Here is a 20,354-nt window from a genome sequence, read left to right on the forward strand (position 1 = left end):
TGTCACGGCGCAGCTGACAACGGCGCGCTGAAAGATCGGGGCCTGCGGGTCCGCCGTGCCGCTAGTTCCCCGTCTTGGCATCCCACGCCGAGACCCTATTGGTTCCCGGGTACGGCGCGTCGCCCTTCAACTGCCGCCATAGGATGTGGTTGAACAGATCCGGGTTCGACATGTCCTCGATCTGCAGGTCGAGCCGGCGTGACTCGCGCGCACCGCGGCCGGAAGACGGATTCACGGCGTCCAGCGACACCCCGGGCGGGAGCGCCACGTACGGCCGCAGATCGGGCGTCGCCGCCCAGATCTCGCGCAGCGGGTGGCCGTAATAGTCGAACTGCGACATCGACTGCAGTCCGAGAATCTCTTCGATCGTTCGCAGCACATCGGTCGTGTTCGCCCACCGGTGCCACGTTCCTGGCCGGTTGTACGCCGAGATCACGAGCATCGGCGACCGGTGCGAATCCACGTGGTCGGGCCCGTTCTGCGCGTCGTCCTCGAGCACGAAGATCACCGTGTTCTTCCAGTATGGCGACTGCGAGACCGCCTGCACGATCCGCCCGAGCGCCAGGTCGTTGTCGGCCATCGCCGCCTGCGGCGTCGGCATGCCGGCCTGCGCCCCCGAAGTGTGGTCATTGGGCAGGCGGACGATCTCCAGGGCGGGCAGGCTATTCGTCTTTACATATCGATCGAATTCTCGCTGCCATTCGTCCACCCGGTGCTGGTCGCGGATCGAGAGATCGAACCCCGGATAGTCGGGATCGGTGTGCGCCTTGAGAAACGGCTTGTCGCCGCGGTACCCCGGCGGCATCGCGTCGTCGGGATCCATCGAACTCGGCACCACGAACTCGCCGTAATTCCTGAATGTGATGCCCTTGCGCTGGGCCAGGTCCCACAGGTAGCCGTTCGCCGGGGCGTTTGCGTCGTCCTCCGGGATGTGGGACTTCACGCCGCCGCCGAGCACCGCGCCTTCGTACTCGTACGGCCGCCCACGCCCCGAGTATTGCGATTGCACGGTCTTCTCGAGATAATCGGTGGCGTAGGCCGCCGTCGACCAGTTGTGGCCGTCGGCGCTCACTTCCGCGTTCACGAAAAACCGGTCGAACAACCCGAACCGGTCGGCGAGCGCATGGTGGTTGGGTGAGATCACCCGGGGAAAGAACACCAGCGACGTGTCGCCATCGCCCGCCGCCATATCGCCGAACACCTGGTCGTACGTGCGGTTCTCTTTGATGATGTAGATCACGTGGGTGAACGGCGGATACGCGGCCGTGCGCCCGGTGGGCCGGTCCCAGCCGTTCGCCCGCACCACGCGCTGCGTGAGCGCGGCCAGTTCGGCGCCATGCGCCCGGGCCAAAGGCGCCATCATCACCGAGCCGTCCAACTGCCCCATCGTGTAGTTCCGGCCCCTGGGCGGATGCCCTGGCATCGGCACCGGCTGCGCCCCATCGAGGTTGGCGTGCGTCCCCAGCCCCTTGGCCGAGGCCACGAACAGGGTGTCGTGGAGCACGCTCACCAGTGACGGATACCAGGCCGTCGGCACCCGGCCGGCGAGTTCATCGCCGCCCGTCGCGCCCGCGACGTCCGACGTGGCCGCCGAAAGATCGAAGATCGCGATCGCGTTGGCGTCGGCCTCGGCCACGAACAGGCGCGTGCCGTCGGGCGACAGCGCGATCGCGTTGGGCGTGCTCCCCTCCCCGGGACCCGCCGGCGGCGGATCGAGCAGCGTCTGCACCACCCGATGCTCCGCGGTGTTCACCACCATCACGCGATCGGTGCTCCCCGACGCCACGAACAAGCGCGACCCCGTCCGGTTGAGCGCCATCGCCGAGGGATGCCGGCCCACGCCAATGCGGCGGACCGCATACCCGGTGCCGCTCGGGGTGAATTCCGAAACCGTGAAGCCCCCCCATGCCGACACGTACACCGTTCCGTTCGGCGCCACGACCACCGCGTATGGATACGCGTCGGTACCGTAGCGCTGCGCCACCTTGCCGCTGGCCACGTCCACCACGGCCAGCGAATCAGCCATGTTCTCAGCCACGAACAGCCGGCGGCCGTCGGCGGAGAGCGCCAGCCCGGCGGGATACCGTCGGCCGGGCGCGCGCGGTGCTTTGTGGGCCAGCACGATGCTGTCGCGTAGCGTGGCGCGCCCCGCCGCCCAGTCGTAGCGGTACACCACGTCCTGATTGCCGCCCGAGGCGTACAGGGTCTTGCCGTCCGGCGAGAACGCGATCCCGATGAACGCCGCCGGCTGGGCCAGCGTCTGCGTCACCTGGCCCGTGGCGCGGTCCACGATCTGCACGCCCTGGTACAACCACCCGCTCGTGAGAAGCGCGATGTGCGTGCTGTCGGGCGCCAGTGCCATGCCGAGCGGGAACGCCTCTACCGGGTGCTGCGCCGCGGCTGGATCCAGCTGCACGCCGGTGGGCAGACGCCCGATCGTCGTCCCGAGGGTGTCACCGGCCTGAGGTGAGCGGGGCGGGGTGGCGCGGCAGGCGGAGAACGCTGCCAGAACTCCGGCGGCGGCGAGCGGCCTGATGATCGAACGAAGGATGGGCATGGCGGATTGGCTAATGGGCGTACATTGAAACCTACCATCGGGGCCGCGCGACGACAGCCGAAAGTCCCACATCCTCCGTCACGGGGGCGCATCATGAGTGAAACCGCTACTCCGCCCTCCGGACCCGATTTCGCGCTGGGAATCCCGGTGGCCGACGTGACGGACCGGCCGCTCCTCGGCCACGTAGACGGCGAGCCCGTGCTGGTGTCGCGCGTCCAGGGCGAGATCTGCGCGGTGGGAGCCACGTGTACCCATTACGGGGCACCGCTGCATGAGGGCTACGTGGCGGACGGCACCGTGCGCTGCCCCTGGCACCATGCCTGCTTCTCATTACGCACCGGGCGCGCGGTGCGCCCGCCCGCCCTGTTCGACCTGCCCCGCTATCGTGTGGAGGTCCGCGATCGGACGGTTGTGGTCCGCGAACGCATCACGGTCGAGGCGCCGCGCGGCACCCCGGTCGCGCGCCCGTCGTCGGTCGTGATCGTGGGGGCCGGCGCCGCCGGCAATGCCGCCGCCGAAACGCTTCGCCGCGAGGGCTACGATGGCCCCGTCACGCTCCTCGACCCCGATCCGGCCGCCTCCTGCGATCGCCCCAACCTGTCCAAAGACTATCTCGCGGGCACGGCGCAGGCCGAGTGGATCCCGTTGCACGATGCCGCCTTCTATGCCGACCGGAACATCACGATTGTCACCGCCCGCGCCATCGCCCTCGACCCGCGCGCCCACCGGCTCGCGCTCGAGGGCGGCCGGTCCCTCGATTACGGCGCGCTCATCCTGGCCACGGGAGCCGATCCGGTCCGGCTCGCGCTTCCCAACGCGGGCACCGACCTCCACGTGCTCCGGACACTGGCCGACAGCGACGCGATCATCGCCGCCGCCGCCGGCGCGACGCGCGCCGTGGTGCTCGGCGCCAGCTTCATCGGGCTCGAAGCCGCGGCCTCCCTACGCGCCCGCGGGCTCGAAGTACACGTCGCCGCGCCCGAAGCCCGCCCGCTCGAGCGCGTGCTCGGTCCGCAGCTCGGCGACTTCATCCGCGCCCTGCATGAGGAGCATGGAGTGATCTTCCATCTTGGCCGCTCGGCGCGCGCGTTCGGCCACAACACCGTGGAATTCGACGACGGATCGTCGCTTCCCGCCGATTTCGTCGTCGCCGGCGTCGGCGTGCGTCCCGCGATCGCGCTCGCCGCGGGGGCCGGACTGGCCATGGACCGCGGCGTCATGGTCGACGACCGTCTGCGGTCGAGCGCCCCCGATGTGTATGCCGCCGGCGATGTCGCGCGTTGGCCCGACGCGCACACCGGCCAGGCGATTCGCGTGGAGCACTGGGTGGTGGCTGAGCGCCAGGGGCAGACGGCGGCGCGCAACGTCCTCGGCGCGGATCAGCGGTTCGATGCCGTTCCCTTCTTCTGGAGCCAACACTACGACGTCGCGATCAACTACGTCGGTCATGCCGAGCGTTGGGACGAGATCGTCGTGGATGGCGATCCCGCGGCCCGCGACTGCACGGTGACCTATCGCGAGGGCGGCCGCGACCTCGCGGCGGCGACGATCTTCCGCGATCGAGAAAGCCTCGAGCGGGAGGTGGAGATGGAGCGGCGGAGCGGCGCGGGTTTGCCGCGTGCGTGATCAGCGCGCGGCGCGCTCCAGCCGGTCCCGCACGCCGGTCCACTCCGGAGTGTCGGGCACGCGCTCCACGAGCACCAGCGTGCATCCCCGCTCGTCGAGTTCGTGCAGCTCCGCGTACAGCCGCCTGGCGTAGGCCGCCACGTCGCGCGGCATCACCCGGACGTCCGTCACGGGCAGCGGCGTGAACGCCACACTGCCCACGCGCTCGCCACCCGCGGTGGCCGCGACCGCCTCGGCAAGCGCGGCCGCCCGGGTCGCGTCGTCGAATGGCAAGAGCCGAGCCCGCGGCGCGTAGTGGCGTTCCACCAAGCCGGGCGACGACCGGGCGGCGCCCGCGTCCACCTCCACCGGTCGGGCATCCATCGCCCCCACCACCGCGCCGATCTGGGCGGCCCCGATCATCCCCGGCCGCAACACGCGCGGCACCGCGCCGGTGAGGTCCACCACCGTCGATTCGATACCCACCGTGGTCGGACCGCCGTCGAGTACGACATCCACTGCGTCGCCGAGTGATGCCACCACGTGCGCCGCCGTGGTCGGCGACAGTTCTGTGAACCGGTTGGCGCTCGGAGCCGCGACCGGGATGCGCGCCGCGCGGAGCAGGGCGAGCGCCACCGGGTGGCCCGGCACCCGCACGGCCACGTTGGGCAGCCCAGCCGTTATTGCGTCGGGTACCCTCGGGCGCTTGGGCAGCACCATGGTGAGTGGACCCGGCCAGAACGCGCGGGCCAGTAGCTCGGCCGCCAGGGGCCAGTCGGCGACGAGTTCACGCGCGCCCTCCACGTCGGCCACGTGGGCGATGAGCGGATTGTACGCGGGCCGCCCCTTCACGGCGTAGATGCGCGCCACCGCCTCGGGGTCGAGCGCGTGCGCGCCCAGCCCGTACACGGTCTCCGTGGGAAAGGCCACCAGGCCTCCCGCGCGCAACACCTCCGCGGCGCGCCGGAGCACCGCGGGGTCGGGCGTCGTCGGGTCGATGCGCAGGAGTTCCATGACGCGTTCAAGCTAACGAACCCAGTCACGGCGGGTGGTGGCGGCGCGTCGCTGCGGGGTATGTTATACCGCTCGCCATACCGATCCACCCCTGAATTCCCGCAGCTCCATGCCGAATAGTGGTCCAGTCGCCGCGCGACCCGGCTCCGCCGTCGCCACATCGTACCTCGCCACGCGGGCCGCCATCGCCTCGGCCGCCCAGCGCGTTGCCCCCCTGGGCGGCCGCCTCGCCGCGGCGATCGCTCGGTGAGCAGCGTCGAATGGATTGCCGCTCTGGCCGGCGCTATTAGTGTTTATTTGAGCACGCGCGAGAATATCTGGAGCTGGCCCACGGCCATCGTGAACGTCGGCCTCTACATCATCATTTTCGAGAAGAGCGGGCTGTACTCCGACATGGGGCTCCAGGTCGTTTACCTGGTGCTCTCCATCTACGGGTGGTACGAGTGGCTCCATGGGGGGACCAACAAGAGCCGGCTTGACGTGTCGCGGGCCTCGCCGCGTGTCTGGCTCCTGTCCGCGATGGCCGGCGTCGGCGGCTGGCTCGTCATATGGTCCATCACGCGCCGGCTGCACGGCGTGGCGATCCCCTCGGTCGACTCCGCGCTCACCGCCACGAGCCTCGTCGCCCAGTGGATGATGACGCGCAAGATCCTCGAGAACTGGATCCTCTGGATCGCGGCCGACATCGTCTACGTTCCCATGTACATCTATAAGAAGCTCTACGTCACGTCGGGGCTGTACGCGGTGTTCCTCATCCTCGCCATCATGGGTCTCGTCGAATGGAAGCGCAGCCTGGACCGCCAGCGGTCGCCCGTGTCGTCCTGACCGGGTCGGAGTCCACTGGCAAGACCACGCTCGCCCACCGCCTCGCCCGGCACTACGGCACCGTGGCGTCGCGAGAGTTCGTGCGCGAATACGCGCTGGAGCGGGGCAACCAGCTGGGCTTCGACGATCACGGCCCCATCGCCCGCGGCCAGATGGCCGCCGAGGACGAAGCCGTGGCGCGCGCCACCCGCGTGGCGTTCATCGACACCGACCTCGTGAGCACGGTCGTGTACTGCGACCACTACTACGGCCGGTGTCCCGCATGGATCGTCGACCGCGCCGCCGAGCGCGCCGCCGATCTGTATCTGCTAATGAATATCGACGTCCCGTGGGTGGCCGATCCGGCCCGCGACCGCGGCGACCGGCGCAACGAGATGCACGCCCTGTTCCGCGATCGCCTGGAGGCCATGCACCTCCCCTACGTCGAGATCAGCGGCGATTGGGAACGGCGGTTCTCCTCCGCCGTGCGCGCCGTCGACGCCCTGCTGGCCCGGCGATAGTCTCCGCTACACTGCCAGCGTTTGCTCGTCGTCCACCTGCAGGCGGCGGAGTTCGCCGCGAAACAGCGCCGCCACGCGCAGCGACAGGAAGAGCGCCACCGACGACAGTCCGGCCACGAACCCCCACCAGAGCCCCGTGGGCCCCGCCGGCGTGCGGAACCCCAGGTAGAGACTCACCGGCAGCCCGATCAGCCAGTACCCCAACAGCATCGCCGCCATCGGTGCCCGCGTATCGCCGATCCCGCGCAGGACCCCCGCCGCCACCGCCTGAATGCCGTCGAATACCTGGAACACGCCGGCCACCGGAATGAGCAGCGAGGCGATGCCGATCACCGTTCCATCGCTCGTGAACAGCCGGGCCAGTGGGCCCGGCAGCGTCAGGAACATCACCGCGGTGGCCGTCATGAATCCCACGCCGCACAGGAATGCCACCCGTGCCGCGCGCCGGGCCCGGTCCCCGTCTCCGGCGCCGATCGCATGCCCTACCCGCACCGCGGCCGCCGTCGAAATCCCCACCGGCCCCATGAAGGTGAGTGCCGCCAACTGGATGGCGATCTGGTGCGCCGCCACCTGTGCCGTGCCGAACCACCCCATCAGCAGGCCGATCGATCCGAATGCCCCCACCTCGAGCACCTGCTGGAATCCGATCGGCGCGCCGATCGCGAGCATGCGCGCAAGCGGGCGGAGGCGGAACGTGTCGGTCCGGAGCACCGACAAGTACGGCCGCAGGGCCGGCCAGGCCAGTGCCAGCAGCGCGCCGAACATCCCCCATCGGCTCACCACGGTGGCGATCGCGCTACCCTCCACGCCCAGTGCCGGCGACCCCAGGTGTCCGTAGATGAACACCCAGTTGAGCGCCACGTTGAGCATATTCGCGGCGAGAATGGTGGTCACGATCGGCGCCAGCCGGCCCATCGCCTGCAGGCTCTGGCGCAGCACGACGAACACCAGGAACGGCAGGACGCCCGCGATCGAGATGTGCACGTACGCCGCCGCGTCGGGAATGATCTCCGCTGGCTGCCGGGCCCAGCGGATCACCCGCGCGGCCGGTGCCATGAGCAGTGCGCACGCCACGGTCAGGCCCAGGCACAGCACGAGCCCCCGCTGGATGCCCCGTTCCACCGCCCGTTCGTCGTGTGCCCCCACGGCTTGGGCAACGATGGGATCGAGCGCGAACAACGTCCCCATCGCGAACACGATCACGTTGAAGAAATAGATATTCCCCAGCGCCACGGCCGCCAGCGCGCGCGCCGAGACGTGCCCGACCATGACCGAGTCGATTACCCCCATCCCCATCATTCCCACCTGCACCAGGACGACCGGGACGGCGAGCGAGGCCAACGCGCGGAATTCGAGGTTGAACGCGTGGCCCGGGTGCTCTGTCCGGACGGGCGGCGGGGAGGTCATTGGGCAAATCTCGCACGTTTGCCGAGTCGTTGCCACGCATACACTTGCGAGGATTGCGCACGCCGGGCTCCCGCCGCGTTGACAAACCCCTCGGTCGCGTACTTCTTCACTGGACACCTTTTTCCGGTTGGGCCCCCCGCATGAAGCCGCGTTTTCGCACCGCTGCCGTCACTGCCTTGCTGTTCGTTCCCATCGTGGCCGGCGGCTTTCTGCTCCAGGAACCCCCCGCGCACGCCAGCGAACAACTGTTCGAGCAGGTGCTCTCGCTCGTGGCCGGCCGATACGTCGACACCCTGGCCGCCAACGACATCTACGCCAAGGCTGCCACCGGCCTCGTGAAGGAACTGCGCGATCCGTACTCGCAGCTGTTCACACCCAAGGCGAGTGCCGACTTCAACCGGGGCACCGGCGGGCGATACGGCGGCACCGGAATGGTCCTCGGCGAGGACAATACCGGCACCTTCGTGCAGCAGGTGTTCCCGCATACGCCGGCAGCGGATGGGGGCGTACAGGAAGGCGACCGGATTACTGGCATCGACGGCAAGAGCGTGGCCGGTGTTTCCAGCATCGATATCGCCACGCGGCTGCGTGGCGACGTGGGGTCGCGAGTCGAGGTAACGTACGCGCGCCCGGGCGTCACCACGCCGATCAAACTCACGTTCGTGCGCCGCGAGGTGCACATCCCGGCCGTGCAGTACGCCACGATGCTGGACGGCACGGTCGGCTACATCCCCATCCAGACGTTCAACGAAAACGTCGTTGAAGAGGTCACCGACGCGCTCAAGAAGCTCGCGGCCCAGGGCGCCAAGGGTTACGTCATCGATCTGCGAGGCAACGGCGGCGGCATCGTTGAGCAAGCGCTCGACCTGAGCAGTCTGTTTCTCAAAGACTCGCAGGAGATCGTGCGCGTGCGCTCGCGCACGGGCCCCGATGAGATCTCGCGCGCCGGCACCAACCATATGGCCGTGGGCGTGCCCCTCGTCGTCATGGTCGACGGCGGCACCGCGTCGGCATCGGAGATCGTGGCCGGCGCCCTGCAGGATCACGACCGCGCCCTCGTGGTGGGCACCACGTCGTTCGGCAAGGGCCTCGTGCAGTCGGTGTACGGGCTCGATGGTGGGTACGCCCTCAAGCTCACGACCGGCAAGTGGTACACGCCGAGCGGCCGGTCCATCCATCGCGACCGCGAACTCAACGCCGCCGGCCAGCTCGTCGAGACCGTACCCGATTCACTCGAGACTGACTCGGCGCGTCGCGCTCGGCCCAAGTTCAGGTCCGACGACGGCCGCATCGTGTACGGCGGGGGCGGCATCACCCCCGACGTGCTCGTGCGCGACGACACCCTCACCCCGCTCGAGCAGGGGTTCTTCCGGTCCGCCGCGGAGTCGGTGGGCGCGATCAGCAGCGAACTCGAGGAGTATTCGCGAGTGCTCAAGGACAGCCTCAAGACACCGACCCTGGATCTGAAGCCGGCGTGGAAGCGGCACCTCATGGACCAGCTGGCGGCCCGCGATGTGAAGATCGATCCCAAGTACGCCGCGGTAGCGGACTCGATCCTCACCGAGCAACTCGCGGTGCGCACGGTGAGCAAGGCGTTCGGTGACGGCGTGGCCAAACAGCTCACCCTGTCCGAAGACAAGCAGCTCATGGCCGCCGTCGCCCTGCTCAAGAAGAGTTCCACACAACAGCAGCTACTGCGGGTGGCTGGCGCCCAGTAGCACGCGCGGGCATCGGGGATCGACACCGGCTGCCGGGCGCTCCGCGTCGGGCGGCCGGTTCGCTTGAGCCAGGGGAGGAACAGGTCGGTGGCCGAACATCATCTGCGGGTCCGACGCACGGCTCGATACTACACGTTGGGGGACGCCTCGGCCCCGCCCCGCGAACTCTGGATCGTGTGCCACGGCTACGGGCAACTTGCCGGGCGCTTCATCCGGCACTTCCGGCCCATCGCCCATCCCGACCGACTGATCGTCGCCCCGGAAGCGCTGTCGCGTTTCTATCTCGATAACGCACTGCCCCACAGCGCCGACGCACGCATCGGCGCCACCTGGATGACCCGAGAGGACCGCGACTCCGAGATGGCCGACTACGTGGAGTACCTTGACGCCCTCGCTGCACTGTTCGTGCCGGGCCCCGGCGCGACTCAGCGGCCGCGCCTTGTTGCGTTCGGTTTCTCGCAGGGCGTGGCGACGGTCATGCGGTGGCTCGCACTCGGACAAGCGCGCGCCGACCGGCTCATCGCGTGGAGCGGAAGCCTGCCGCATGACCTCGACCTCGCGGCAGCCGGCAGCCGATTCGGTAGCGAACCGGTCACCTACGCGTGCGGCGACCGCGACGAGTTCTTCAGCACGACGCGTATCGCACAGCAGACCGGCGCGCTTGCGGCCGCCGGCATTCCCTACCGGTTCGTGCCGTTCCCGGGTGCGCACGCCATAGACGGCGACACGCTGGCTCGCGTAGCGGGCCCCCCGCCGGCGTAGCGTCCCCCCCCGTCCCCGCCGACTACTGGCCCACCGGTAGCCGGAAGATGGCCAATTGCGGATTGAGCCCCGCCGGGAGCTTGGCGCCTCCGGGCCCTGAGAACTGGATCGTGACCGCGGTCGAGGTGTCGGGCGTGTCCAGCCGATAGAACGACATCGTGCCCGGATCCATCACCGAGGTCGAGGTATCCGACGTGATGGAGAACAGCACGATCGGCATCGCATACGGAATGTCGGTTGCCGGAGCGCTGTTGGCGTACAGGCGCGCCCAGAGCTGGCGCAGGTTGCGGGTGACGAAGCGATTGGCGGCTGGCGCCGTGGTCCGCGGCAAGCCGGGCAGGCTGTCGGTGTAGAGCGCCGTTCCGAAGTCCGAGAACAGTTGTGGAAATGGCTCTCCCGTGGCCGCCACGATGTTGGCCACACCGATGGAGGTGCCGTTCTCCAGCCTGCGCCATACGGCGTGGCCAAACTGGTCTCCCAAGTAATGGACCATCGCCCAGTCGCCCCCCCGCCATGAGAAGCCGTTGTCCGCGTCGCTGTGCAGCGTCACACTGGCCGTGTCCGGTAACAGCCCGTACTGGTACGAGTCATACAGGAACCCCTGAACGAATCCCTCCGCCGAGTCGGGAAAGATCTGCGTGGGATCGGCACGGCACGCCGGCGGCGGGCATTTCGCCTCGTAGTACAGCGAGCCCAGCTCCTCGGCATTGATGCTGAGTCCCTCGTCCAGCCAACCGGTCTCGGGCTGTCCCCCGTGAAGAATCACGTGCGTTGAGAAATCGATCAGGTGCTGCATTTCGTGGAGGAACGTGGCGGGAACGACGCCGCCGACCTCCGCCACGCTGTGCTGACAGCTGACCGTCGCGAGCGGATCGGGCACGATGGAATAGAAGATCTCACCCTGGTTGGAATTCGGATCCGAAGCCGAATTGAAATCCTCCGAGTCGAAGAAGCCGGCGATGTACCCCAGCGTGTTACACTGCGACGAAGGCGTATCGGCATTCACCACCGGCGACATGAGCATGATCACGTGGCCGTTGTTGTCGATGTCCGATGGCGGACCGAACGCGGCCGTATCGATCGGATAGAGCGTCTGATCGAAGTATTGGCCGAACTGTTGGAGCTGCGTGGGGGTGAAGCCGTTCGCCGGCGCGAGCGTGTCGATGTACAGCAGGACGTCGTTGCCGACGTAGGCCAGTCTTGCCGCGACGGCCTTCCATGCATTGCCCGAGAAGTTCGAGAGCACGTGGAAGTTCCGGACGCTCCCTGCGGCCGGCACTGCGGTCATGGCGACGCTGGCCTGCACTTGGCCGTGGCGAGAGGCGACGGCCGCGCGCGCCCGCGCGCTCGTTGCGGCGAACGCGCCAGCGGTGTACAGCTTGCGCTCCTTCGCGCGTAGCGCGGCATATGCGCGGCTCTGCATCGTATGCGCGCGAACCGACGCCATGCTCACCGCAGCGGCAAGACCGCGTTCGATCATCGCCATCCGGGACCCCGACGCCGGCGGGGCCGAGTACGCCGAAGCGGCCACGTTGTACGGCACCCACGCGTCGGCCGCATTGTCGGTTGGGAATTCGGGAATCACCAGGTAGCTCGCGCCCTTCCCGGCCACGGTGACCGTGGTGCCGCCGTTGCTGCAGTCCACGCGCGCCGTCTGCGCGGCGCCCAGCGTGAGCGTGTCGGCGATCGAACAGGGATTCCGCGTGAACGACGCGCTCCCGGTCGTCGTCGACTGGCTGCTCAGCGTGGGGGGCGGAGCGTTGCATGCCGCGAGGGCGACGAGCGCCGTCATGAACGCGGCAATCCGCGTCGTGGCGGCGGGGGTCGGGATAGTGAACTTGGTTCGGAACGGCATTGGGTGGCCCGGATTGTGTTCCCAACGTGATAGTCGGCGGTACATGGCGAAGTTCCATGCGATCCGACCATCCCGCCGCGTTACGGGCGCTTGCGGTCGATGAACCGGCTGAGGTCGCGGCGGTCCTTCTTGGTTGGGCGCCCTTTTTCTTCCCAGACGAACGCCGCCGGGGCGAGCCGGAGCTGTTCCGCCAGCCGCTCCCGTTCCGCACGCGATTCCGCGGTCTCGTCGTACAGAGCCTGTGCGTCTCGCGCCGAGCCGCGGCGTCCGGCCAGCGCGCGGACGATTACGATGTGTTCGTACGGGCCGAGCCGCACGCGCACCTCGTCGCCGGGCTGAACCATTTTGGCTGGTTTGGCGCGATCCTTATTCACCTCGATCTTGCCACCGGTCACGGCATCTGTGGCCAGCGAGCGTGTCTTGTAGAAGCGCGCTGCCCAGAGCCACTTGTCGATGCGGATCCTGGATTCGTCGCCCGCCATTCGTCGGCTGCCCTAGTACCCCTCACCTTCCACCACCGCCCGTCCGGCGAAATGGCGGTAGATGAACGCGATGTAGAGGCAGGCGATGACCATTCCGGGGATCCACCACGCAAGCCCGCTCCGCAGACTACTGCTGGACGCGGCAACGGCGTGCGTCGTGAGAGAGTAGGCCGGGTCGGTGGTGGCGGGAAGCACGTACGGGAAGAGCCCGAATGCCACGCTGGCCAGCATGCCGGCCAGGTACGCAGCGGAACCCAGGAACGCGGTGCGGGGGCGATGGCCGCGGATGGCGCGCCACGCCACGGCGAGCCCGGCCATCGCGAGGAGGGCGAAGACGTATCCCCCGGGCGCTTCGGCTAGCCGCTGAGGCACCAGCGGCTGCACGATGAATGTGAGGGCGGTGATGAGAAGCGCGAGGCCGAGCACGGCACCCCAGAGCCCGCGGGCCGCCCGCCGGGCGCGCTCGCCGAGCGCGTCGCCGGTCTTCAGCCATACCCACAACGCCCCATGCATGGCCAGTGCGGCGAGCGCGGCGAGCCCCACGGCAATGGTGTACCAGTCGAGGATGCCGGTGTCGGCCCCGACGCGGAAGTTCGTCCAGAGCGGCTCGAAGAACCAGCCATCGGCATTGAGCGGTACGCCCCGCACCACGTTGCCGAGCGCGACGCCGAGGAAGAGCGCGAGCAGCGCGCTCGCCACGCAGAAGACCACGTCCCAGAACGGCGCCCAGATCTCGCCCGCCACGTGGGCGCGGAATTCGATCGATATGCCGCGCAGCACGAGCAGCCAGAGCACCATCATCAGGGGCAGGTAGAAGCCGCTGAAGCTCGACGCGTAGAGCCCTGGGAAGGCGAAGAACAACGTCCCGCCGGCGGCCAGCAACCAGACCTCGTTCCCGTCCCACACCGGGCCGATGCTGCGCAGGATGAGGCGCCGCTCGGTCGGGGTCCTCGCGAGCCAGAGGTGCATCGCGCCCGCCCCGAGGTCCAGTCCGTCGAGGATCGTGTACATGATGAGCATGCCACCCACGAGCCAGAACCAGAGGGTCTCCATCGCTCATCTCCTCCCGTCGTCGGCCGCAGCTCTGATGGCAGCGCCTGGATCTGTCGGACTGCCGGGCGACGCCGCCACGGCGGCCTCGGCCTCTGGGCCGTGTTCGATTTCGCGTCGAACGAGGAACAGGAAGAGTATCCCGAGCACGAGATACAGCCCCAGGAATCCGAGCAGGGTGAACATGCCATTGCCCGACGAGACCGTGGGAGAGGCGCCGGCGTCGGTGCGCAGCAGCCCGTACACCAACCATGGCTGGCGGCCGAGTTCAGCGGTCAGCCACCCCGCTGTATTGGCGATGTAAGGGAAGGGGAGGCTCAGCATCAGGATCCAGAGCATGGCCTTCGAGTCGAACAGCGTGCCGCGCCAAAGCTTGTACGCCGCCACGACCGTGATCGCGATGAACAGGGTGCCGAGGCCGACCATGATGTGGTAGGCGAAATAGAGCAACGGAACGTTGTCGGGCCAATCGTTCGTCGGGAATGCCTCGAGTCCCTGCACTTCCGCGCCCCATCGCCGGTAGGTCAGGAAGCTGAGCGCACCTGGCACCACGAGCTGATTGTCCAGCTCGCGTTTCACCATGTCGGGCTGGCCGACGACGGCGAGCGGCGCGCCATTCGTGGTGTTGAATAATCCCTCCATCGCCGCCAGCGTCGCCGGTTGGTGATCGGCCACCATCCGGCCCTGCTGGTCGCCGAGTGGAAAGACCTGTGCGAGCGAGGCGATCACGCCCGCGATCACGCCGAGGCGCAGGAACGTCCGCGCGTACCGCGCGTGCTGGCCCGCCAGCAGGTAGAATGCGCCCACGGCGGCGACCACGAATGCCGCCGTGATCACGGCCCCGACCATGTTGTGCAGGTACTGCCAGATGGCCCATGGATTGCCGAGCAGCGCCCCGAGGCTGGTGAGCGAGAGCCGGCCGTCCGCGGTCAGTGCGTACCCCACCGGATGCTGCATGAATGCATCGGTGGCGATGATGAAATAGCCCGACAGCCAGGAGCCGACGAACACGGCCAGCGACGTCGCCCAATGCGCGCGCCGGCTCAGCCGCTTCTCGCCGAACAGGAACAGCCCCAGAAAGCTGGACTCGAGGAAGAACGCGAACACGCCCTCCATGGCCAGCGGCTGCCCGATGACGCCGCCCGCGGCCTTCGAGAACGCCGCCCAGTTGGTGCCGAACTGGAACTCCATCGGGATTCCGGTCACGACACCGACCGCGAAGTTGATGGCGAAGATCCGGGCCCAGAAGCGAGCCGCACGGTCGAGGTGTTCGCTGCCGGTGCGCAGCGCGGCTGTCTTCAGCACGAAGATCAGCAGCGCCAGCCCCATGGTGAGCTGGGGAAACAGGTAGTGATACGTGACCGTGAAGGCGAAGAGGAGGCGATCCACCATGACCGGATCCGACATGAACGCTCCTCCCAAGGGGACATCAGGCGCGGCGACCGTTCGGAAGATCGGCGGTTGTTCCGACCGGGTCAATTCGATGATGACGCCACGACGGCCGCATTCCGTTGGCCGGTTCCCGAGACCGTCGCGCATCGCGACGGCGGGCGAGCACATCGTCGGCGATTCCCCCACGCCGCCACTTGACAGCTAATGACCAGCAGGTAAGTTAATTGGCTGGCGAGGCCGATCCCTTTGCCTGCCAATTTCTTGGCTCAGTGAAGTAAGTGACCGACCCGTCGGTCATTTTGATTTGTGTAGGCCCTTGGAGGACGACGATGGTCCAACCCGATCTCGCGCACGAGCCAAAATGGCGCCGCATGCCCGAAGAGCGGCCGCGCCAGATCCTCGACGCGGCGTTCGAAACGTTTGCGGAGCACGGGCTCGCCTCGGCCCGCCTCGAGGACATCGCCAGGCGGGCGGGCGTCTCCAAGGGCACGATCTACCTCTACTTCCCGAGCAAGGAAGATCTGTTCCGCGAAGTCGTGCGCCACACGGTGGGCGACGCGATCGACGAGGTCGAACGCCGCCTCGCCGGCCCCACGGCCATGGATGATCTGAATTCATTTATGGACGCGCAATGGCACTTTCTCTGCTCGCCCAAGTTCCCGCCGCTGCAGCGCTGGATCCACTCCGAACTCACGGCATATCCGGAACTCGCCAGCTTCTACGGCCAGGAAGTCCTGGGGCGCGGCCGGCGTCTCCTCCGCGCGATCCTCGAGCGCGGGATGGAGCGCGGCGAATTTCGCCGCATGGACAGCGGCCGCGCCGCTCGCGCGCTGGTCGCCCTGCTCGTCACGTACGGGAACTGGCGGCACCAACCGGTGCTTTGCGATTCGATCGACGGCAGGTCGGACAAACAGTTGCTCGAGGAAATCAAGGAGTTCTACCTCTCCGCCATCCGACCCGTTCCCGACGCCTCGAACGCGAACACGCCCCCTCTCACATGATCGCCATGCCTCGTTCCTCCCTGCGCGCCACACTGGCGCGCCTCGTGACTGCCGCGGCCCTGTTCGCGACGGCCAGAGCCGCGGGCGCCCAGCAGGCGGCACCGCAACCACTCTCGCTCGCCGACGCGATCCAGATGGCTGCCAAGCAGAGTGCGCTCGTCGAAACCGCTGCGCTGCGCACGACCGAGGCCGAGGCCCGCGTCTCGCAGAGCCGCTCGGCCTTTCTGCCCAACGTCTCGGCGTCGGCCACCGAGGCCAAGAACACCCTGAACTCGGCCACCTTCGGCTTCAACTTCCCGGCGCAGCCAGGCCAGCCGCCGCTGCTCAATCCGTTGGGCCAAGTGATCGGGCCGGTTACGACGCTGGACCTGCGCGGGCACATCTCGCAGACGGTCTTCGATCCCGCGGCCTATGAACGCCTGCAGGCGTCGAAGGCGAGTGCCGCCGCGGTGAGCGTGGGGGAGAGCGCAGCGGCCGAGCAGGCGGCCGTTCAGGCGGCGGTGGCGTACCTGCAGGCGCTGCGCGCCGACGCGCAGCTCACGGCCCGGCTCGCCGACTCGTCGCTGGCCGCGGATCTCCTCGGCATCGCCCGCGACCAACTCTCGGCCGGCGTGGGCGTGGCGCTCGACGTCACGCGCGCCGCGTCGCAGTTGGCGGGCGTCAGGGCACAACTCATCGGGGCCCGGAACGCGCAGGCCCAATCGCGGCTCGATCTCGCGCGGGCGCTCAATCTGCCGCTCGATACGCCGCTCGAACTCACCGATTCGCTGGACGCGCTGACCACGGTGCCCGACGCGGCCGATGCCGACGCCGCGGTACAGCGGGCGCTGCAGGCCCGTCCCGACGTGCGCGCGCTGGAGCAGCAGGTGCGCGCGGCACAGGTGCAGATGAACGCGACCCGCGCCGAGCGGTTGCCCACGATCAACGCCTTCGGCGACGACGGCGCCATCGGCCTCCGGCTCAACAAGCTGCTCGTGACCTACACCTGGGGCATCCAGCTCTCGGTGCCCGTCTTCGACGGCAACCGTCGCCGGGGCCGGGTGGACGAACAGGACGCCGCGATGCGCGAACTGCAGGTGCGCATGCGCGACCTGCGGCAGCAGGTGGCGGTGGAAGTGCGTAGCGCCGCACTCGACGTCGCCTCGGCGCGTCAGGCGGTGGATGCCGCGGGCGAGCACGAACAGCTTGCCGAGCAGGAAGTCTCGCAGGCGCGCGACCGGTTCCGCGCCGGCGTGGCCGGCAACGCCGACGTCATCACGGCGTCCCTGTCGCTCAACGCGGCGCGCACGCAACTCATCGATGCCCAGACCGCATTCCAGTCGGCCCGCGTGGCGTTGGCATACGCCGAAGGCCGCACGACCTCCATTCAATAGCCGCGTTCCGTTTGCTCAACCGATCACGACCCATCTCTCCGTAACGACGACCCATGGCGACTCCAACGACCTCTGCAGACCGCGACGCGGCGCCGGCTCCCAACGGTAACCGGCGGCGGCTGGTACTTCCCATTCTCATCATCCTCGTGGTGCTCGGGCTCGGCTGGGCCTTCGAACAGTGGCGCTACAGCCGCAGTCACGAGTCCACCGACGATGCACAACTCGACGGTGACATGACGCCCGTGCTCGCCAAGGTCGGCGGCTACGTGCAACGCATCACGATCGACGAGAACGAGCACGTGGCGGGCGATTCGCTGCTCGTGCTCATCGATCCCGCCGAGTACCAGGCGCGCCTGGCGCAAGCGGAGGGCGAACTGGCCGCGGCGCGCGCCGCGGTGTCGGGCCCGCTGGGCGAGGGGCAGGCACAGGCCATGGTACAGGCCGCGTCGAGCCAGCGCGCCTCGCTGGAGGCACAGATCAGCGCCGCCAAGGCCAACCTCATCAAAGCGAACGCCGACCTCGCACGCGCCAAGGAGCTTGTGGCCAAACAGATCGTGTCCCGGCAACAGCTCGACGCCGCACAGGCGGCCGCCGACGCGGCCGCGGCCGCGCTGCAGGCACTCCAACGCCAGCAGAGTGCGGCCGGATCGAATATCACGGCGGCCCGGGCCGGCGTACGCCTGGCGCAGGCACGTCTCGCCGCGGCGCAGGCAACGGTGGAGAACGCGAAGTTGCAGCTCTCGTACACCCGCATTACCGCCCCGATGGCGGGCATGGTGTCGCGCAAGCAGGTGGAGATCGGGCAGCTCGTGCAGCCCGGTCAGCCGTTGCTCACGATCGTTGCCGACACCGGCGTATGGGTGACGGCGAATTATAAGGAAACGCAACTCTCGGACATCCGCGTGGGCCAGCCGGTGGACATCGAGATCGATGCCTACCCCGGGTGCGCGGCCAAGGGCAAAGTGGAGAGCCTGTCGGCCGCGACGGGAGCCATGTTCGCGCTGCTCCCGCCCGATAATGCCACCGGCAACTTCACCAAGGTCGTGCAGCGCGTGCCGGTGCGCATCGCCGTCACAAAGGGATGCGGCGCCAGCCAGCCGCTCCGGCCGGGCTTGTCCGTAAACGCGCACATCGCCACCAAGTAGTCGGGGCTCCCTTCCATGACGGACACGACGACCGCTGAGGTCGACGCGGGCGTGCATCGTACCCCCGGCGCGCGCGACACGGCTCGCTTCGTGCCGCCGCCGGCGCGTGCCGGCGAGCACGAGGACCCGTACAAATACAAGTACATCATCGCCATCGCGGTGACACTGGCTGCCATGCTGGAGCTGATCGATACGTCGATCGTCAACGTCGCCATCCCCCACATGATGGGGAACTTGGGGGCGACGCTCGACGAGATCTCGTGGGTGTCCACCGGCTACATCATCGCCAACGTGATCGTCATTCCGATGTCGGGATGGTTATCGGCCTACTTCGGGCGCAAGCGCTATCTCACCGGATCGATCGCGCTGTTCGTCGGGGCCTCGTTCATGTGCGGGGCCGCCACGTCGCTGGGTGGACTCGTCCTGTGGCGGGTGGTGCAGGGATTGGGCGGGGGCGCGCTCCTGTCCACCGCGCAGACCACCCTGTTCGAGTCGTTCCCGCCCGACGAGGTGGGAATCGGCCAGGCGATGTTCGGCGTCGGCGTGATGGTGGGACCGACGATCGGTCCCACCCTCGGCGGCTACATCGTGGACAACTACAACTGGCCCTGGATCTTCTACATCAACGTTCCGCTGGGTATCCTGGCGGGCTTCATGGTCTACACGTATGTCCACGATGCCGCGCATCAGGCACGCGCCAAGAGCATCGATGTGGCCGGCATCCTCTTCCTTGCCACCGGTGTCGGCTCGCTGCAGTGGATGCTCGAGCGTGGCGAGCGCTACGATTGGTTCGATTCACGCTTCGTGACGGCACTGTGTGTGACCGCCGTGGTGTCGTTCGTGCTGCTGATCTGGCGCGAACTCACCGCCAAGGAACCGGTGATCAACTTCCGCGTATTCAGGAGCCGGCAGCTCACTGCCGGTGTGAGCATCGCCGCGTTTCTCGGACTGGCGCTGTTCGGCTCCATCTTCGTGCTCCCGGTATTTCTTCAGCAGTTGCACGGATTCACGGCCAACCAGACGGGGCTGGTCATTCTTCCTGGCGCCCTCGCGTCGGCGGTCACCATGGCGTGGGTAGGACGCAACGCGAACAGGCTGGACGCACGTGCGACGGTCACCATCGGCGCGCTGTTCTTCATGCTGTCCATGTGGCAGCTCTCCACGCTCACGCTCGACGCGGGGCGCGGGGATCTGTTCTGGCCGCTGATTTGGCGCGGTCTCGGGCTGGGGCTGATCTTCGTGCCTCTCACCAACGCCACGATGGCCGAATTGGCCACCAGGGACCTGGCCCAGGGCACCGGGATGTTCAACCTCACCCGTCAGCTCGGTGGATCGATGGGCATCGCGATCATGGCCACGCTGCTCACGCGGTTCACGACGATCGCCAAGAGCGGCCTGGCGGAGCACGTCACGACCATGGACCCCCGGTCGCTCGGCCGGTTGCGAGCCCTCACCAATGCGATGATCGGCCGCGGCGCGAGTCCATTGGTCGCGCACCAGCAGGCCCTGGCGATCATGGACCATCAGATCTCGGCGCAGGCCAGCGTGCTGGCGTTCTCCAAGATCTATCTGCTCAGCGGCGCGCTGCTCCTCTCGTCCCTCCCCCTCCTGTTCTTCTTCCACACCGGCAAGGCGCGCACCACAGTACGCTCCATGCACTAGTGGCTG

The 20,354-nt window shown here is 68.1% G+C and carries 16 protein-coding genes; 9 read left to right on the top strand and 7 right to left on the bottom strand.

Translation table 11 applies throughout. The features are described 5' to 3' along the window. Window positions 1–61: 61 nt before the first annotated feature. Window positions 62–2,557 (bottom strand): bifunctional YncE family protein/alkaline phosphatase family protein, encoded by a 2,496-nt coding sequence (locus VNF92_04405; protein ID HVA57107.1) that lies wholly within the window; start codon window positions 2,555–2,557, stop codon window positions 62–64. 93 nt (window positions 2,558–2,650) lie between these two features. Here VNF92_04405 and VNF92_04410 point away from each other — a divergent pair, with 93 nt between their 5' ends. After that, window positions 2,651–4,183 (top strand): FAD-dependent oxidoreductase, encoded by a 1,533-nt coding sequence (locus tag VNF92_04410; protein HVA57108.1) that lies wholly within the window; start codon window positions 2,651–2,653, stop codon window positions 4,181–4,183. Here VNF92_04410 and VNF92_04415 read toward each other — a convergent pair whose 3' ends face one another. Further along, a complete protein-coding gene (locus tag VNF92_04415) occupies window positions 4,184–5,176 on the bottom strand; it encodes an L-threonylcarbamoyladenylate synthase (protein ID HVA57109.1) in 993 nt (330 codons plus the stop codon). Between the two features lie 246 nt (window positions 5,177–5,422). Here VNF92_04415 and pnuC point away from each other — a divergent pair, with 246 nt between their 5' ends. Then, window positions 5,423–6,001 carry a nicotinamide riboside transporter PnuC gene (gene pnuC, locus VNF92_04420; GenBank protein ID HVA57110.1) on the top strand — a complete coding sequence of 193 codons (579 nt, stop codon included), beginning with the start codon at window positions 5,423–5,425 and terminating at the stop codon, window positions 5,999–6,001. Then, a complete protein-coding gene (locus VNF92_04425) occupies window positions 5,956–6,501 on the top strand; it encodes an AAA family ATPase (GenBank protein HVA57111.1) in 546 nt (181 codons plus the stop codon). The genes pnuC and VNF92_04425 overlap by 46 nt, the downstream gene beginning before the upstream one ends. A 6-nt stretch (window positions 6,502–6,507) precedes the next feature. Here VNF92_04425 and VNF92_04430 read toward each other — a convergent pair whose 3' ends face one another. Next, window positions 6,508–7,908, bottom strand: coding sequence for an MATE family efflux transporter (locus tag VNF92_04430; GenBank protein HVA57112.1), 1,401 nt, complete (start codon window positions 7,906–7,908; stop codon window positions 6,508–6,510). A 140-nt stretch (window positions 7,909–8,048) separates the two neighbouring features. On the opposite strand from VNF92_04430, the gene VNF92_04435 reads away from it, so the two are divergent. After that, window positions 8,049–9,626: a S41 family peptidase gene (locus VNF92_04435; protein ID HVA57113.1), complete on the top strand. Its 1,578-nt coding sequence runs from the start codon at window positions 8,049–8,051 to the stop codon at window positions 9,624–9,626. 87 nt (window positions 9,627–9,713) lie between these two features. Then, entirely contained in the window at window positions 9,714–10,388 is a 675-nt protein-coding gene (locus tag VNF92_04440; protein HVA57114.1) for a hypothetical protein, read from the top strand. 22 nt (window positions 10,389–10,410) lie between these two features. Here VNF92_04440 and VNF92_04445 read toward each other — a convergent pair whose 3' ends face one another. From VNF92_04445 to VNF92_04460, 4 genes are all read right to left on the bottom strand, one after another. After that, on the bottom strand, window positions 10,411–12,180 hold the full coding sequence (locus VNF92_04445; protein HVA57115.1) for a hypothetical protein: 1,770 nt from the start codon (window positions 12,178–12,180) through the stop codon (window positions 10,411–10,413). 143 nt (window positions 12,181–12,323) lie between these two features. After that, window positions 12,324–12,725 carry an RNA-binding S4 domain-containing protein gene (locus tag VNF92_04450; GenBank protein ID HVA57116.1) on the bottom strand — a complete coding sequence of 134 codons (402 nt, stop codon included), beginning with the start codon at window positions 12,723–12,725 and terminating at the stop codon, window positions 12,324–12,326. A gap of 12 nt (window positions 12,726–12,737) precedes the next feature. Next, window positions 12,738–13,778, bottom strand: a complete 1,041-nt coding sequence (gene cydB / locus VNF92_04455; GenBank protein HVA57117.1) for a cytochrome d ubiquinol oxidase subunit II — start codon at window positions 13,776–13,778, stop codon at window positions 12,738–12,740. Between the two features lie 3 nt (window positions 13,779–13,781). Next, window positions 13,782–15,182 carry a cytochrome ubiquinol oxidase subunit I gene (locus VNF92_04460; protein ID HVA57118.1) on the bottom strand — a complete coding sequence of 467 codons (1,401 nt, stop codon included), beginning with the start codon at window positions 15,180–15,182 and terminating at the stop codon, window positions 13,782–13,784. 314 nt (window positions 15,183–15,496) lie between these two features. Between VNF92_04460 and VNF92_04465 the strand changes: the two genes are divergently transcribed. From VNF92_04465 to VNF92_04480, 4 genes are read left to right on the top strand one after another with little or no spacing between them, the layout of a single operon-like run. Continuing rightward, window positions 15,497–16,168, top strand: a complete 672-nt coding sequence (locus tag VNF92_04465; GenBank protein ID HVA57119.1) for a TetR/AcrR family transcriptional regulator — start codon at window positions 15,497–15,499, stop codon at window positions 16,166–16,168. Window positions 16,169–16,173: 5 nt separating this feature from the next. After that, window positions 16,174–17,541, top strand: a complete 1,368-nt coding sequence (locus VNF92_04470) for a TolC family protein (GenBank protein HVA57120.1) — start codon at window positions 16,174–16,176, stop codon at window positions 17,539–17,541. A gap of 53 nt (window positions 17,542–17,594) precedes the next feature. Beyond that, window positions 17,595–18,686, top strand: a complete 1,092-nt coding sequence (locus VNF92_04475; GenBank protein ID HVA57121.1) for an HlyD family secretion protein — start codon at window positions 17,595–17,597, stop codon at window positions 18,684–18,686. Between the two features lie 15 nt (window positions 18,687–18,701). Continuing rightward, the gene (locus VNF92_04480) at window positions 18,702–20,348 is read left to right on the top strand and encodes a DHA2 family efflux MFS transporter permease subunit (protein HVA57122.1); all 1,647 of its coding nucleotides are present in this window, start codon (window positions 18,702–18,704) and stop codon (window positions 20,346–20,348) included. Window positions 20,349–20,354: the final 6 nt, after the last annotated feature.

This window comes from Gemmatimonadaceae bacterium, from assembly GCA_035533015.1.
In the GTDB taxonomy this organism is placed as follows: Bacteria; Gemmatimonadota; Gemmatimonadetes; order Gemmatimonadales; family Gemmatimonadaceae; genus JAGWRI01.

Coding starts and splice junctions, on each gene's coding strand:
- VNF92_04435 (HVA57113.1), top strand. CDS start 8,049: ATGAAGCCGCGTTTTCGCACCGCTGCCGTCACTGCCTTGCTGTTCGTT.
- cydB (HVA57117.1), bottom strand. CDS start 13,778: ATGGAGACCCTCTGGTTCTGGCTCGTGGGTGGCATGCTCATCATGTAC.
- VNF92_04480 (HVA57122.1), top strand. CDS start 18,702: ATGACGGACACGACGACCGCTGAGGTCGACGCGGGCGTGCATCGTACC.
- VNF92_04405 (HVA57107.1), bottom strand. CDS start 2,557: ATGCCCATCCTTCGTTCGATCATCAGGCCGCTCGCCGCCGCCGGAGTT.
- VNF92_04430 (HVA57112.1), bottom strand. CDS start 7,908: ATGACCTCCCCGCCGCCCGTCCGGACAGAGCACCCGGGCCACGCGTTC.
- VNF92_04410 (HVA57108.1), top strand. CDS start 2,651: ATGAGTGAAACCGCTACTCCGCCCTCCGGACCCGATTTCGCGCTGGGA.
- VNF92_04470 (HVA57120.1), top strand. CDS start 16,174: ATGCCTCGTTCCTCCCTGCGCGCCACACTGGCGCGCCTCGTGACTGCC.
- VNF92_04445 (HVA57115.1), bottom strand. CDS start 12,180: ATGACGGCGCTCGTCGCCCTCGCGGCATGCAACGCTCCGCCCCCCACG.
- VNF92_04415 (HVA57109.1), bottom strand. CDS start 5,176: ATGGAACTCCTGCGCATCGACCCGACGACGCCCGACCCCGCGGTGCTC.
- VNF92_04460 (HVA57118.1), bottom strand. CDS start 15,182: ATGTCGGATCCGGTCATGGTGGATCGCCTCCTCTTCGCCTTCACGGTC.
- VNF92_04475 (HVA57121.1), top strand. CDS start 17,595: ATGGCGACTCCAACGACCTCTGCAGACCGCGACGCGGCGCCGGCTCCC.
- VNF92_04425 (HVA57111.1), top strand. CDS start 5,956: ATGGAAGCGCAGCCTGGACCGCCAGCGGTCGCCCGTGTCGTCCTGACC.
- VNF92_04450 (HVA57116.1), bottom strand. CDS start 12,725: ATGGCGGGCGACGAATCCAGGATCCGCATCGACAAGTGGCTCTGGGCA.
- VNF92_04465 (HVA57119.1), top strand. CDS start 15,497: ATGGTCCAACCCGATCTCGCGCACGAGCCAAAATGGCGCCGCATGCCC.